11 protein-coding genes and 1 pseudogene are annotated in these 15,118 nt (G+C 57.9%); 3 read left to right on the forward strand and 9 right to left on the reverse strand.

Annotated features, from left to right (window positions below; translation table 11 throughout):
• The first annotated feature begins 212 nt into the window (after positions 1-212).
• Positions 213-1,571 (forward strand): NAD(P)-binding domain-containing protein, encoded by a 1,359-nt coding sequence (locus tag QQK95_RS06785; RefSeq protein WP_284270191.1) that lies wholly within the window; start codon positions 213-215, stop codon positions 1,569-1,571.
• Between the two features lie 19 nt (positions 1,572-1,590).
• Here QQK95_RS06785 and QQK95_RS06790 read toward each other — a convergent pair whose 3' ends face one another.
• The 8 genes and pseudogenes from QQK95_RS06790 to QQK95_RS06825 form a co-directional block, all read right to left on the reverse strand.
• Positions 1,591-3,570 (reverse strand): ABC transporter permease, encoded by a 1,980-nt coding sequence (locus QQK95_RS06790; RefSeq protein WP_284270193.1) that lies wholly within the window; start codon positions 3,568-3,570, stop codon positions 1,591-1,593.
• Positions 3,567-4,640, reverse strand: a complete 1,074-nt coding sequence (locus tag QQK95_RS06795; protein ID WP_284270195.1) for a quaternary amine ABC transporter ATP-binding protein — start codon at positions 4,638-4,640, stop codon at positions 3,567-3,569. The genes QQK95_RS06790 and QQK95_RS06795 overlap by 4 nt, the downstream gene beginning before the upstream one ends.
• 77 nt (positions 4,641-4,717) lie before the next feature.
• Positions 4,718-5,692, reverse strand: a complete 975-nt coding sequence (locus QQK95_RS06800; protein WP_284270197.1) for an ABC transporter substrate-binding protein — start codon at positions 5,690-5,692, stop codon at positions 4,718-4,720.
• Positions 5,693-6,134: 442 nt separating this feature from the next.
• Positions 6,135-6,899: an SDR family oxidoreductase gene (locus QQK95_RS06805; RefSeq protein WP_284270199.1), complete on the reverse strand. Its 765-nt coding sequence runs from the start codon at positions 6,897-6,899 to the stop codon at positions 6,135-6,137.
• Positions 6,900-6,988: 89 nt separating this feature from the next.
• Positions 6,989-7,240, reverse strand: a pseudogene (locus tag QQK95_RS06810) (DUF427 domain-containing protein); the annotation flags it as partial.
• Between the two features lie 12 nt (positions 7,241-7,252).
• Positions 7,253-8,326, reverse strand: a complete 1,074-nt coding sequence (locus QQK95_RS06815; RefSeq protein WP_284270203.1) for an acyltransferase family protein — start codon at positions 8,324-8,326, stop codon at positions 7,253-7,255.
• Complete coding sequence (locus QQK95_RS06820) at positions 8,323-9,570, reverse strand: acyltransferase family protein (RefSeq protein ID WP_284270205.1); 1,248 nt, start codon at positions 9,568-9,570, stop codon at positions 8,323-8,325. Before QQK95_RS06820 ends, QQK95_RS06815 begins: the two co-directional genes overlap by 4 nt.
• Before the next feature lie 523 nt (positions 9,571-10,093).
• Complete coding sequence (locus QQK95_RS06825) at positions 10,094-10,969, reverse strand: class I SAM-dependent methyltransferase (RefSeq protein WP_284270207.1); 876 nt, start codon at positions 10,967-10,969, stop codon at positions 10,094-10,096.
• 477 nt (positions 10,970-11,446) lie between these two features.
• On the opposite strand from QQK95_RS06825, the gene QQK95_RS06830 reads away from it, so the two are divergent.
• Both QQK95_RS06830 and QQK95_RS06835 read left to right on the forward strand, forming a co-directional pair.
• Positions 11,447-12,337, forward strand: coding sequence for a glycosyltransferase (locus tag QQK95_RS06830; protein ID WP_284270209.1), 891 nt, complete (start codon positions 11,447-11,449; stop codon positions 12,335-12,337).
• Positions 12,334-14,211, forward strand: coding sequence for a methyltransferase domain-containing protein (locus tag QQK95_RS06835; RefSeq protein ID WP_284270211.1), 1,878 nt, complete (start codon positions 12,334-12,336; stop codon positions 14,209-14,211). The genes QQK95_RS06830 and QQK95_RS06835 overlap by 4 nt, the downstream gene beginning before the upstream one ends.
• An 18-nt stretch (positions 14,212-14,229) precedes the next feature.
• On the opposite strand, the gene QQK95_RS06840 is transcribed toward QQK95_RS06835, so the two are convergent.
• Positions 14,230-15,027: a DUF427 domain-containing protein gene (locus tag QQK95_RS06840; RefSeq protein WP_284270213.1), complete on the reverse strand. Its 798-nt coding sequence runs from the start codon at positions 15,025-15,027 to the stop codon at positions 14,230-14,232.
• Positions 15,028-15,118: the final 91 nt, after the last annotated feature.

Genomic DNA, 15,118 nt, shown 5'->3' on the forward strand with positions numbered 1-15,118 from the left:
TGGCGATACAGCAGCGCGGCGGTGTCGGCAAGCCGTCTTAAGTCCCATCGGACGATCCCATGGATTCCGCCAGCGACGGTTTTTCGCAGGAATCCTTTGCGGGCAAACGCCGTTCCCGCAGATGTCTGTTGACAGCACCAAAGGGCCAATTAGTGTCACTGTCAGTGAAATTTGTTTCGCTGGGGAAATCAAAAAATGAGGAGACCCTGGAAATGAAAACGCGCGTTGCCGTCATCGGCGCCGGACCGTCCGGCCTGGCACAGCTCAGGGCCTTCAAGTCGGCTGAAGACAAGGGTGCTGACATCCCCGAGATCGTCTGCTTCGAAAAGCAGTCGGATTGGGGCGGTCTGTGGAACTACACCTGGCGCACCGGCCTCGACGAGCATGGCGATCCCGTGCATGGCTCGATGTACCGCTACCTCTGGTCGAACGGACCGAAGGAATGCCTGGAATTCGCCGACTACACGTTCGAGGAGCATTTCGGCCGGCCGATCGGCTCCTATCCGCCGCGCGCCGTGCTGTGGGATTACATCAAGGGCCGTGTCGAGAAATCGGGCTTGCGCAAATGGGTGCGCTTCAACAGTCCGGTACGCATGGTCACCTTCTCGGACGAGACCAAGAAATTCACCGTCACCGCGCATGACCGCACCAACGACGTCACCTATTCCGAAGAGTTCGACAACGTCGTCGTCGCCTCCGGTCACTTCTCCGTCCCCAACGTTCCCTATTTCGAGGGTTTTGCCACCTTCAACGGCCGCATCCTGCACAGCCATGATTTCCGCGACGCGATGGAGTTCAAGGGCAAGGACATATTGATCATCGGCCGCTCCTATTCGGCCGAGGACATCGGTTCGCAGTGCTACAAATATGGCGCCAAATCCATCACCTCCAGCTACCGTTCGAAGCCGATGGGCTTCAAATGGCCGGAGAATTGGAAGGAAGTGCCGCTCTTGCAGAAGGTCGTCGGCAAGACCGCCCACTTCAAGGACGGCTCGACCAAGGATGTCGACGCCATCATCCTGTGCACCGGCTATCTGCATTCCTTCCCCTTCCTCACCGACGACCTCAAGCTCAAGACCGCCAACCGCATGTGGCCGCTCGACCTCTATGAAGGCGTTGTGTGGGAAAAGAACCCGATGCTGTCCTATATCGGCATGCAGGACCAGTTCTACACCTTCAACATGTTCGACGCGCAGGCCTGGTTCGCCCGCGACGTGATCATGGGCCGCATCAAACTGCCCTCGGCCGAAGCGATGGCGGCGCACGGCGCAAAATGGCGTGCGCGTGAGGAAACGCTGGAAGATGCCGAGCAGATGATCTGGTTCCAGGGCGACTACACCAAGGAACTGATGGATCAGACCGACTATCCCGGCTTCGATGTCGAGGCAGTCAACCAGACCTTCATGGAATGGGAACACCATAAGGCGGAAGACATTATGAGCTTCCGCGACCACGCCTACCGCTCGCTGATGACCGGCACCATGGCGCCGCTGCACCATACGCCCTGGTTGCAGGCGCTGGACGATTCCATGGAGAGCTATCTCGAGGTGAAGGGCGTGGCGGCGGAATAGCCGCCGCGCATCTTGCTGCCTATCCCAGCCTCGCCCGCGCTTTCGCCGTCCAGGCGCTGAACAGCCGGTCGGCGACGATGCCGATGAAGGCGATTGCCAGGCCGGCGACGATGCCGCGGCCGGAATCGGCCTTGGACAGTGCGATGAACACCTCCTGGCCGAGGTCACGCGTGCCGACCATGGCGCAGATGATGATCATCGCCAGCGCCATCAGGATGGTCTGGTTGACGCCGAGCATGATCTCCGGCAGCGCCAGCGGCAATTGCACGCGAAAGAAGGTCTGGCGCGGCGTGCAGCCCGATACCTTGGCCGCCTCGATCAGGGCCGGCGGCACCTGGCGGATGCCGTGATTGGTGTAGCGGATCGCCGGCACCACGGCGAAGGCGATCGTCGCGATCATCGCGGTCACGTCACCGACTCTGAACAGCATCACCACCGGAATGATGAAGCAGAAGGACGGTAGTACCTGCAGCGTGTCGATGATCGGCGTGACGATCTTCTCGAAGCGGTCGCTGCGTGCGGCCATCAGCCCGATCGGGATGCCGATCAGGCAGGCGATGAAGGCCGAGATGCCGCAGAGATAGACCGTCGCCATGGTCTTTTCCCACAGCCCGGTGATGGCGCAGAAGGCGGTCAGCGCGGCGACCAGCGCCGCCAGGCGCAGGCCTGAAAGCTGATAGCCGGCAAGCCCGAGCAGGAACACCGCGCCCAGCCAGGGAAAGCCTTCGCAGAAGGCGCGCACCGGGTTGAGCACATTAAGGATCAGCGCCACGCGAAAGGCTTCGATCGCATCGAAGAAGTTGATCGTCACCCAGTTCACCGCCGCCTTCCACAGCGGCGCGGTGGTGAAGGTGATCGCCTTCGGCACCGCGGCGAAGGCCGGCACGAACAGGCCGAGCAGCGTGGTGGCGGCAAGGATGGCGATGGCCAGCGTCAGATTGGGATAGCGCCGCCAGAAGCTCGGGCTCACCGCCTGATGGGCATGGCCCTTCGCCTGCTTGTGCGCGATGGCCTGGCTCAGCCGGTCGAGTGCGATCGCCAGCGCCACGATGGCAAGGCCAGCTTCCATCGCTTCGCCGACCTTCAGCGCGCGCAGCGCCAGAAGCACGTCGTAGCCGAGGCCGCCGGCGCCGATCATCGAGGCGATGATCACCATGTTGAGCGCCAGCATGATCACCTGGTTGACGCCGACCATCAGCGTCGGCCGCGCCGACGGGAGCAGCACCCGCCACAGTTTCTGCCGCGCCGTACAGCCGGCCATGTCGCTGAATTCGCTGATCTCCAGCGGCACCCGCGTCAGGCCGAGCATCGTCGCCCGCACCATCGGCGGCGTTGCAAAAATGGCGGTGGCAATCATCGCCGACACCGGGCTGTTGCCGAACAGAAGCAGCATCGGGATCAGATAGGCGAAGGTCGGGATGGTCTGCATCAGGTCGAGGGCAGGGGAGACGATCAGCCTTTCCGCCCAAGGCTTGCGCCAGGCCCAGATGCCGGCGAACAGGCCGGTGACGATGCAGAACGGCACGGCGATGGAGATCAGCGCCAGCGTCAGCATGGCGCTGGTCCATTGGCCGAACAGCGCGATGTAGAGGAAACAGCCGCCGACCAGCAGGCTGAGTTTCCGGCCGCCCACGACATGGCCGGCGAGGAAGGCGACAGCGCAGACGCCAACCCAGGACAGGCGCGGCAAGATATAGGCGTCAGCGCCATGGCCGATCTTGAAATTCTTGGCCAAGAGATTGAGCGCGAAATCGAGCGGCACGCCGAGAACCGCGGTGATCGAGCGCGTCAGCCACGACAGGTTCGACTTGATCCAGCCCATCAGCGCGCTGACCCAGTCGGCGACGGGCACGACGGCGCTGGCTGGATAGTCGACAGCCCAAGGGACGCTGTCTTGCAGCAGGAACACCAACAGCACGGCGGCAAGGGCCGCCGCCCAGACAAGCAGCCACCGCTGAAGCGGCGGCCTCGGCTCGCTGGCGCTGGCCGTCACCGTCATGCGTGGGCTCTCGCGTGCTCGATGCCGGCCAGCAGGTCGATGACCGCTTGCGGCGTCACTTCGCCGATCGGCTTGCCGGTGCCGTTGACCACGGCGAACGGCTTGCCGGCGGAGACGATGCTGGCCGAGAAGCTGGCGATCTTGGCATCCGGCGAGACCGTGCCGCCATGCTCGGCGCCGTCGCAGGCGCGCATCAGGCTGCGGGCCGAGATCACCTTGGCGCGGTCGACGTCGCGGGTGAACTCGGCGACATAATCGGTCGCCGGATTGACCACCAGTTCCTCCGGCGTGCCGATCTGGATGATCTCGCCATCCTTCATGATGGCAATACGGTCGGCGAGCCGAATGGCCTCGTCGAAATCATGGGTGATGAAGACGATGGTCTTGTGCAGCATGGTCTGCAGCCGCATAAGCTCGTCCTGCATCTCGCGGCGGATCAGGGGGTCGAGCGCGGAGAATGGTTCGTCTAGGAACCAGATCTCCGGTTTGGTTGCGAGACTCCGGGCGATGCCGACACGCTGCTGCTGGCCACCGGACAATTCGCGCGGATAGAAATGCTCGCGGCCGCGCAAGCCGACCAGTTCGATGACCTCACGGGCGCGCGCCTCGCGCGTTGCCCGGTCCTGCCCCTGGATGCTGAGCGGGAAGGCGATGTTGTCGAGCACGTTGAGATGCGGCAGCAGCGCGAAATTCTGGAACACCATGCCCATGCGGTGGCGGCGCAATTCGATGAGCGCCGCGTCGGAAATCTTGAGCAGGTCCTTGCCTTCGAACTCGACCTTGCCGTGGCTCGGCTCGACAAGCCGCGACATGCAGCGCACCAGTGTCGATTTGCCGGAGCCCGACAGGCCCATGATGATGAAGATCTCGCCCTGGCGGATTTCGAGATCGACCGCGCGCACGGCGCCGACCAGACCGGCAGCAGAGACATCGGCCATGCTGGCCTTGCCGTCGCGCTCGCGGATGAAACTGGCCGCGTTCGCGCCGAACAGCTTCCAGACATTGCGGCAGGCAAGTTTTACCGGGCGGTCGTTGGTGCCCGGTTGCGTCGATCCCAGTTCAGTCGTCATCCAATCGTCCTTCTGGAACATCAAGATTTGAGGCCCGGCCGATCAACGGCCAGGCCTCATTTTTCCAGTCGGAACTATCACTGCGCCCAGGCTTTCCAGTCAGCCTCGTGCGCGGCGATCCAGGCGGCGGCGACCTCTTCCGGCTTCTTGCCGTCAAGGTCGATCTCTCCGCTCATCTTGTTGAGCTCGTCGGTATCGATCGTGAAGGCCTTGGCCACCTTGTAGGCGACCGGCCATTTGTCCTTCATGCCGTTCCAGGAGTATTTCCAGATCTCGCCATGCGGCTTGCCGCAATCATATTTGGCGTCGGGGTTCACGCCCCATTTCGGATCGTTGTAGCATTCGGGCGTGTATTCGGGGAATTGCACCCATTCGCCCTTGTACTTGGCCGGCGCCCAGTGTGGCGAATAGATCCACAGCATGATCGGTGCCTTGCGCTGATAGGCGGAATCGAGTTCGGCGAACATCGCCGCATCGGTGCCGGCATGGATCACGGTGAAGGGCAGTTTGAGCGCCGCGACGCGCTCGTCGTCAAAGCCTTCCCAGGTCACCGGACCGCCGAGATAGCGCCCCTTCGGCGCGGTCTCCGCCGTCGAGAACGAAGCCGCGCATGTGGCGTCGAGCAGCGCGTGCCAGTCCGGCAAGGTTGGGCATTTTTCCTTCATATATTCGGGAAACCACCATTCTTCCTTGGCTTTCGGTCCAAGCTTGCCCAGCCGCTCCGTCTGGCCGGTCGCATCGGAGGCCTTCATCGCCTCGCCGGCGGTGGTGTCCCAGAACTCCAGGCCGACATCGAGATCGCCATTGGTGAGGCCGGTGGTCAGGCTGGAGAGATAGTCGGCGGTCGGGTATTCAACGGTATAGCCGAGCTTTTCCAGGATGCCGCCAAGGATCTTGGCGTTGAGATTGACGCTGGTCCAGTCGAACAGCGCGATCTTTATCGGGTCATTGGATTCCGGTGCTGCGGCCTGGGCGGAGGGTGTCAACAGACTTAGTGTCGCGAGCGCGACGGCGCCCATCGATAATTTCGAAACTCGACTGCGAAATGACATGCTTGTTCTCCTTCAAGCTGTGACGGTTATCGGTCGTTCCCTTCTTGCGGCTTTTCTTGCCCGGGCTTCTTACTTCCCAGAGTGTGTTGGACAGGCGGTTCGCTGCGCAAGGCCGTCGGAGCCAAAATTGTCGCCCTGGCCTTGGCCAGCGCAGGCAAGATGGTGCTCAATTCGCGTGATGATGGAATAGGCTGTCGGGTTCGTGGCTGCCGATGGATCGCTACGGCAGCGATCACCCGCGGATCAATTGCCAGTCTTGCGGCGCCCGGCAAGGTGCAAGCCATCAAGGTCCCATGATCTCGGCTGTCGGCATGGCAAGCCCCGTCTCGCCAAGCCCTTTCATAGGATGAAATTATATATACCAACGTTCATCTCGCGCAACGACTAACGCTTCGCGGATGCACAAATTCGGACCATGGGCGAAGTTCTGCGAGATGCGGTCCTACCAGCAGACGTAGCCGCCATCGACGATCAGGTCGAGGCCGGTGACGAAGCTCGACGCGCGGCTGGCGAGGAACACCGTCGGCCCGACCATTTCCTCAGGCGTCGCCATGCGCCCCATCGGCGTGTCGCGCTTGAAGATCTTGATCTCCTCCGCCACCTCGGGCCGCTTGTTCATCGGCGTCAGCGTGTAGCCGGGACTGATGACGTTGACGCGCAGTCCGCGATCAGCCCATTCCATGGCAAGGCTCTTCGACATGTGGATGACGGCGGCCTTCGAGGAGTTGTAGTGCGCCTGCGTCAATCCGCGATTGACAATGGTGCCGGACATCGAGGCGATGTTGATGATCGAGCCCTTGCGGCGCGCCAGCATCTTGCGGGCTTCGGCCTGGCAGGACAGGAACACGCCGGCGACATTGACCTCGTGCACCTTCTGCCATGTCTCGAGTGACAAGGTCTCGGCCGGTTCCGAACCGGCGATGCCGGCATTGTTGACGGCGACAGTCAACGCACCGAGTTCGGCCTCGACGCGATCGATTGCCGCCGCCAGATCGCTCTGCGATGTGACCGTGCCCGTCAGCACCAAAGCCTTGCGCCCGAGAGCCGTGATTTGCTGCGCGGTCTCTTCCAGCCCGCCTTTCGATGCATGACCGAAACAGGCGACGTCGGCCCCTGCCTCTGCCAGTCCTATCGCGATTGCCTGGCCAATGCCGCTGCCGGCACCGGTAACCAGCGCGACATCGCCGTCCAGCTTGAAAAGATCCATCGATAGCCCTCCCGTTTCAGGGAAGGTATGCGCTGCGTCATGTTTCGATCAAGCGCTCAATGCACAAGCTGGTAGCGGGGCAGCGATGCCTAGAAATAGCCGTCAGATGCTGCGGTCGCCTCTTTCGGGATATCCACACCGTCGACCAGGATCTTGTCGACCAGTTCGTGGTGGAAGCAGACCAGGCCCTTGATGCGCTCGGCCTCATGCACCGGCTCGGGATAGTACCAGACGAGGTTCTCGTGCCGCTTCTTGGGCGTCGTCACGTGATAGTAGTTGGAGATGCCCTTGTAGGACCAGCGCGAAATGGAGCGGCTGGGCGCGAACATATCGAGCCGCGTGCGGATTGCGCCTCACCGAGGGACTTCACCGCCATCGATGACAAGGCCGGCAGCGTGCTGCGCGCCACCGACCTTGATCCGGCGCCTTGGCTTCAATTTCAAAGCATGTTTCTCGACCAAGTGCCACGAACCCACCCCCGCGGCGATGGACAATACAAGCGAGCTGGCGATCATCTCGGCAGCAGAAATCCTGCCATCCAGCAGGTACCAAAGCGTTTGCTGGATCGGGAAAGCATATAGGTAAATGCCGTAGGAAAAGTCACCCGGTCTGTCCCATCTGTTGAGAATCGGGAACGACGCGAACCCGAAGGACAGGGCGAAGTAGCTCAGGACCAACCAATTCAGTGCCAGCCTGACATAAGGCGATCCTCCCGGGAAAAGGAAATAGCCGACGAGCAGGGCGGCCGCGACATACACATTGAGCGGAACGCGAAACAGTCGGATCATCGCGCCCACCATGAAGAACATCATTACAGAAGCGGCCTGAAAGGCGTCAGTCGCGTAAAACACGATTTGCGGTCCGGTGTAACCCGGGTAGTAAAAGCACGCGGCAGCAAGACCGATGAACAGTGCAAAGAACGCATACCCGCGCAGATTGGGGCTGCTCAGCCCGACCGCTGCGACAATGGTGTAGCACAGGAATTCGGGCGCAAGGCTCCAGAGCGACCCGTTGACAGCGTTTGGAATTGGGTTGTGTTCAAAAACACCCGGCAGGAAGTAGGTGGTGTAGAGCCACAAATTTCGAAGAAAATACAGAAGATTCGGGTTGCTGAAGTAATCACCAACCGAAAGCGACGTGATGGTCGGACCGAGGACGAAAGCGGTCAGTATCGTGACAACCGCTAGCGCTGGAAAGATGCGCAGACAACGGTTGGCAAAGAAAATTCCAAGGGAAGGGTTCCGCTCCCAGCTATCAGTTATGAGATAGCCGCTTATTGCGAAGAAAACCATCACGCCAACCACGGCAACTGATCCACCGAAAATTTGCGTTTGAATGTGTCCGACGATGGCCTGTGCGTGGCCTATTACGACAATACATGCGGCGACAAACCGAACGAATGTCAGGTTGTTTCGTCTCTCGTTCAAGGTTCGCTCTCTCGGCTAGGATGCCTCCAAATACCGCCTTGGCTGCCCCTTCTCAATTCCCGCAAATCGTCTCCAAGCGCACTAGACACTGCCTTCGCCTGCGCCGCAACCGCTGCCGGGCGCATCAGGCGCCTGGCCAGATTTGACGCCAAGCGCGTGGCTGGCGCATCGACGTGCCGCTCGAAACATGCGGCTGCCACAAGGACGAACGCCAACGTCGAGGTCAGCACGATCAATGCGGCTGTCTGGTGATCGAGGCCAAGCTTCAGTTTCAGGACGTAGAGCGTCCCGAAACTGAAAGAACAGATGATCGGCCAATGGACCAGGTAGCTGGAATACGACACCCCGCCGAGAACAACGGGGGCTTTAGACGCAAGGCGCGCGGCGAATGCTGGATTGGCCAGTACGCCGGCAACCAGAAGCACGGCGCCGAGTGTGTTCATGACCAGCTTTTCCTCGCCGCCCATTACAGGTACCCAGGCATAGAATTCGGAATAGTCAAAGCCGCCGCCGATCAACCCGGCCGCGATCAGATACCAGGATATCCTGGACAGATTGAGGGGGCGGTTCAACAGGCTGCCTCCGAAGATCGCTATGAAATGGACGATGCTTGTGTTCGCCCAATTGGTCAGTAGGACCATGAGGAGGTAAGCGAGAAAAGCGACGACGGGCCTCTTCGTTCCACCAATGGCATAGGCTGCAAACAGGAACAGAGATCCAAGCAGCTCAATGCGAATTGTCCATAACGGGTTGTTAAGCGCCGTTTCTCCAAGAAGTGGTGCCCCGACAAATGCCATGCGAACGGCTTCGACGAAGGATACTGGCTCGTGATACTGCCCATATGGCCACCCTGCGCTCCCCAGGACGGGGATAAGGTCGTTGTTCATTGCGCCCGCCGATAGAAGCGTCCATGCAAAAAACACAGAAACCGACGCCGGGATAACCAGCCTTGGATAACGCTTGACCGCACCGCTGTAGAGTACGCGCGTGTCGCCGGTCTCATAGAATTTCTTGGTCAGGACATACCCGCTGAGGACGAAGAAGATCGAGACCGCAAAGCTGCCATTGTAGAAGACACTGAAAATTGGCTGGATAGCGATGCTTTCCCACCCGAAAGCTTGGGGGATATTGCTGTTGGGAACCATGTTGTTCGCCAAGTAGGGGAACAGCGAGAACAGCAGATGACTGAACACGACGCCAAGCGCCGCGATGCCGCGAAGTCCCTCCAGCGCGTCGTTTTTCAATGGTTCTGCCTCCCGGCTAGCAGAGAGGACACGGCAACCCCAACCGCTTCCGCGATCGTTTCTCAATTCCCGCACCGAACGGCAACGCCTCGAAGGCGATCATCGCAGGCGTACTTTGGCGTCATCCGGTTCAAACCGTACTTCCATAGCCCAAATCTCCCATAACCGCGCCATGATACTGGTCGAATAGATCGGAGGAGGGACGATTTCCGCGATGTTGGCCGAGCCGCCGCGGAAAAAAGCTGGCGTCCATACTAGCATCTCCCACCCTCGCGGATACAACAACTACACCGCTTGGATCCGGTCGGATGTTTCGTTGGCGCAAAAAAAGCTTTGAGGTTCTGCCGCGCCAGCGGGTGTGGGAAGATCTTGCGCATGGCTGCGCCGGTGCGGAAGTCTGGCAAACGGCTTTGAGTGAAATCGCCTCCGCCGAAGCCAGAGTCTACAGCGCACACATGAAAGCTAACCCGACGCCTCGCAAGACCTTGAACTCATGGCTCACATTCGATTCAGACTCCAAAATTCAACGCCGCCGCATCCAGAAAGCGCCACCGACCGCCATAGCGTCCTTGATTGAAGGCCCTTTGGTGATTGGATCTAATATCGCCAGCAACTCGGCTTGCTGTCTGATATGTGCCATCGGGAGGATTATCTTGTCCCCGCCAGCGCCGCCAAGAAGGTACATCTGCAGCAAATACTGTTCGTTGTAGAAGCGTCCCAGCCATTCCTCCGGATAATCGAGCGGGAGGAAGATGTCGTGGATGCCGTAGTGGCACCCAGACTTCAACGCCGGCAATATCTCTGTAAAGAAAACTGTAACATCAGAGTTTTGAAAGCTGCGATGCGAGTTATCGATGAATACGATATCTTCTGCGCCTAGATCGAAAAACAGCGATAGGTCCGTGTCCTGCAGGCCGGACCTGATCACCCGATCGCAGATCCCATCGATCTCCGCGCGTGGAAAAGGATCAATCGATATGATCGTCGTTCTAAGATTATTGTCGCGAATGGCGCGTCTTGCAAACTTCGTGGAGTTGCCAGATCCAACTTCAACGTAAAAACGCGGATTTAGCTTTGTAAGTAACCCATAGATGCTGATGCCATCGAGCGGCGGCAACCAGTCATTGGACCAATAAGGTTGTTCTGAGTCCGGTGGTTCGTTCGCTGAAATTGCCAACAGTCGGTCCCGGTAACCTAAAAATTCCCTCAAAACGTCGCTATACGCTGCGTCTCTCGCGCTGATAATTGAACGAATTGGACTGCCAGCCGCAAGATCGTCCCACTGCCGCACCCTTGGCTGGTACGGATAATCCATTTCGATGATGAACCCCTGGGCAAGTCTCTGCTCGTTATAAGACCGATAAGCCCTCAGTCGGGTTAGCTCGTCGTGCTCAGCCAAAGGGGATCCTCTTGATTTTGCCATAGGCAGCACTGGCAGCTGCGCCACAACCCAACGCATGGGAGTTATGTCAACGGGGCCTGCGCCTTGTTGAAATCTTGGGTTCAACCTCGCGATTTTCGTGCCCTCAAGCGCTACCGAGCTGTCAAGGCGATTCGGATAGATCCGCTAACAGATTTGCCAGGCGGGGGCTACAATGTGTTTCAGAAATTCAACGAACTTACTGATCCAAGGCTCGCCCCTGAAGATCGCGGTGCTCGGCTATCGATGCGACCTTCCGTTTCGTGACGGCATGGCAAAAATAAGCGAACAGCTTACGCTCAGTGGTTGAAATTGGCCGCTTGCTACCATATCCACAGTCGCCTCATGGCGTTTGCTGGTGCGAGCTCTTTGAATATTCAGGTTGTGATCGTCACCCTGAGAATGCCGCACCATAGAAGATATTAGACAAAAAATTCGAAAGAGGTCGAATCTGATATGCCGATATCCATACAACAGCAGTCGGTAATTTACAGAACTGACATATATGCAATCGAACGCTCTCTGGAGAGCATCGCCAGAGCCGCAGAGCTTGCTGTACCCTTCGGCGTCAGCGAATTTTGTCTTGTCTATGGAGATTCGTCCCCTGACCCCTGCCTTACCGACGATCAGATATCAGTTCTGAGAAACAGGTTCTCCAATATCACGATAAAATATGATTTCTTCAATGGAAATTTGGGATCGGCAGGCGGTCACAATCGTCTAGCGGCGGCAGCGACCGCTGACTTTATCCTGATCCAAAATCCCGATGTTGTTCCGGCTCCGCGCCTCCTGGAGAATTTGATCGCCCCTTTTTCCGACAAGGGGATTGGGATGGTGGAAGCGAAGCAGATTCCGATAGAGCATCCAAAGGAGTACGACACGCAAACTGGAGATACGTCCTGGGCCAGCACTGCGTGCGCGATTGTTAGAAGAGATACGTATGAGCGGATCGGAGGGTTCGACGCGAAGACCTTCTTCCTGTACTGCGATGACGTTGATTTTTCGTGGCGGGTGCGCGAGTTGGGCCTGCGCGTTGTCTTCCAGCCCTCTGCTGTTGCATTCCATGACAAGCGGCTATCAACGCAAGGTGGATGGCAGCCCTCGTCTTCCGAGAGGTTTTACTCTGCAGAGGCTGCACTTCTTCTCACTTATAAATGGTCACGCGAAGATTTGACCGAGAAAATACTTGAAGATTTTCTCCAGCATGGTGATGAGTTTCAGAAGAAGGCTGTCGTCGAGTTTAATGAGAGGAAAGAGAGGGGCTTGTTGCCAAAGCAGAGGGATCAAAGTCGGGCAGTAGCTCAGTTTGTCGATGGAAACTATGCAAAGCATAGGTATGCAATATGATTACGAATCCTTTCAACGAATATAAAAATGAATACGCGTTTGACAACGTTTATGGGCACTTAATAGAAATATTGAAGCGTAATCTAGATACGTCAACGCAGTCTGGTGCCGTTCATCTTGATATCGGCTGCGGCTATGGGGCTATCGCTGAACATATTACGGGAGAAGTTGGAAGAATTTATGTTGGGATCGATGCGAACAAAAGCGGCTTGAAATCGCTGAAAGATCGGGGATTTGAAACGCATGAGCATTTCCTGGAAAGCCAAGAGGGGGCGCTTTCCTTTTTCGAACGGGTCATTGGCGATCGTAAACTGGGTTCGATCTCCATGTTGGACACTCTTGAGCATCTTCCCAACGGCCTCTCGATTCTGAAGGCTATAGCTACGCTCGCGAGCAAGCACCGGGCCATGGTGGCAATCAGTGTTCCAAATATTCAACATCGTGACATCGGTTTCAAACTCGCATTGGGGTCGATAGCCTACACGGACGCCGGACTTCTGGATCACACGCATGTGATGATGTACGACTACGATCACCTGGATCGTGTTCTTCGCCATGCTGGACTTCGCATCTGCGATCAGAATCATGTCAGAGTTAATCACAGCGATCAGTTCTTTCCGCGAGACCATCCTGTTCTTCAGAGCGCCACCACAATTAGGGCTTTCCTGAAATACATCAGGGCGGGCGTTAACGATCAGGACCAGATAAACCAGTTCGTGGTGGCGGCACTGCCTTGTGAACCAATTACCGGGCCAACCTTTGAGACTGTCCACGACGTCGACCGCCCATTTCTGTCCATTGTCACCAGGACCCAAGGCAAGCGTATCCATACCTTGGTCGAGTACTTCACGTGTCTTGCCGGGCAGGTGTGCCGAGACTTCGAGGTTTTTGTCGTAGGCCATCGCCTGTCGCTGGAAAGGCAGATAGCAATAGAGCAAGTCATTGAAGATTTGCCTCTATGGCTCAAGGATAAGACAAAGTTAATCAGGGTTGATCACGGAAATAGAACCCATCCGTTGAATGTGGGCTTTGCGCAGGCGAACGGTCGATATATTGCGATACACGATGATGACGACATCCCAATGGGCCACTGGGTTGACAGTTTTCGGAAGCTCGCCATTGACAATGATGGTGCATTGTTAAGATGCGTATCTTCGCTGCAGAATGTTGAGACGGTTTCCATCAGGGGGCGAGATGGAGTTAGATCGATTGGGAAAGCAGCACCATATCCTTCGGAATTTGACTTTATTCAGCACCTGAGTGGTAATTACTCACCCAATAACACGCTCGCTTTTCCGAGGGGGGTTTTCCACCATTTGAATATGAGATTTGACGAAAGCCTTACCACGACAGAGGATTGGGACTACATCATGCGTGTAGCCAGCGTGGTTGGCGTTGCATCAAGCCCAGAGATTACCGGGACCTATCAATGGTGGGAGACGGGTAACTCACGGGCCATGCATACGGACAACGAATGGACGCTGAACATGGCTTGGATACAAGAAAAACTGGATTCACGGCCGATCCTTATTCCGGCTGGAACCGTCAGAAAGATTCTTAGTCTGTGGGAGCGTGCTGAGCACGTGAATTTCTTGCGGAGCGAAATTGACAGAAACCGAAATGAGGCTGTCGATCAGCAAAACCTGTTGCGTGAAATTGACGATATTATCAACTCGACCTCTTGGAAACTCTCGGCGCCCATGCGTTGGCCGAAGAGAATGTTGGGCGCCCGTAGCTCAAGATTGACGGATTACCTCGGTTTGTCAGTGCAGCAGTTGCAAGAAACGAGGAGAAGGCTTTTGTCATCCAGATCATGGCGCGCAACGAGACCTATGCGCGCCGTGGCAAGATTATTTAAAGTGCCCCCCAATTGAAGGGGTTGGCGTCGTTGCTCAGAAATAGCCGTCAGATGCCGCGGTCGCCTCTTTCGGGATCTCCACACCGTCGACCAGGATCTTGTCGACCAGTTCGTGGTGGAAGCAGACCAGGCCCTTGATGCGCTCGGCCTCATGCACCGGCTCGGGATAGTACCAGACGAGGTTCTCGTGCCGCTTCTTGGGCGTCGTCACGTGATAGTAGTTGGAGATACCCTTGTAGGGGCAGCGCGAAATGTAGCGGCTGGGCGCGAACATATCGAGCCGCGTGTCCGAGATCGGCAGATAGTGGCGCACCGGATGGCCGGTTTCGAACAGGAACACGCCACGGCGTGAATCGGCGACCTGCTCACCGTCGAGGATGACCTGCACCCGTCGCGAGGAGGGCAGGCAGTCGACCCGGCGGAACGGGTCGCGGGCGTGGACGAAGATCTCTTCGTCCTCCTCATACCAGTGCGTCATCTTGGGCCAATAGAAGGACATGTGGTCCGACAGGTCAGGCGATCCCTTGACCGGATCGAGATAGCGCCAGGCGGCATCCTCGACCAGCGTGATGCCGGTGTTCAGCGAATAATGCGTGGCGATGCCCTTGAACGGGCTCTCTGTCGTCGTCCTGCTCGGCAGCAGAAACTCCTCGCGCACGTCGCTCATGGGGAAATAGTAGACGGGCAGATGGTCGCTCTCGTAGAGCACCAACGCCTTGGTCGTGTCGGCGACGATCATCGATCCCACCTGCACGCGCAGCCGCTTCTGCATTGGCATGGTGAAGGCGACATAGCCCGGCTCGAACTCATACTGCACGATCGTGTCGAGCAAGGGGAAATGCGGCCCGCGGCCGCGCAAATGAGGCTTGCGAATGGTAGTCTCCCGTTTCTTGTCTCTTGTCATCGAGCGTTGGCGCACAGCG

The sequence above is a fragment of the Mesorhizobium huakuii genome (assembly GCF_030160235.1).
Lineage (GTDB): Bacteria > Pseudomonadota > Alphaproteobacteria > Rhizobiales > Rhizobiaceae > Mesorhizobium > Mesorhizobium huakuii.

What these genes read in the sequence shown, in the direction of transcription:
- QQK95_RS06785 (WP_284270191.1), top strand. Translation starts at nt 213, where the DNA reads ATGAAAACGCGCGTTGCCGTCATCGGCGCCGGACCGTCCGGCCTGGCA.
- QQK95_RS06790 (WP_284270193.1), bottom strand. Translation starts at nt 3,570, where the DNA reads ATGACGGTGACGGCCAGCGCCAGCGAGCCGAGGCCGCCGCTTCAGCGG.
- QQK95_RS06795 (WP_284270195.1), bottom strand. Translation starts at nt 4,640, where the DNA reads ATGACGACTGAACTGGGATCGACGCAACCGGGCACCAACGACCGCCCG.
- QQK95_RS06800 (WP_284270197.1), bottom strand. Translation starts at nt 5,692, where the DNA reads ATGTCATTTCGCAGTCGAGTTTCGAAATTATCGATGGGCGCCGTCGCG.
- QQK95_RS06805 (WP_284270199.1), bottom strand. Translation starts at nt 6,899, where the DNA reads ATGGATCTTTTCAAGCTGGACGGCGATGTCGCGCTGGTTACCGGTGCC.
- QQK95_RS06830 (WP_284270209.1), top strand. Translation starts at nt 11,447, where the DNA reads ATGCCGATATCCATACAACAGCAGTCGGTAATTTACAGAACTGACATA.
- QQK95_RS06835 (WP_284270211.1), top strand. Translation starts at nt 12,334, where the DNA reads ATGATTACGAATCCTTTCAACGAATATAAAAATGAATACGCGTTTGAC.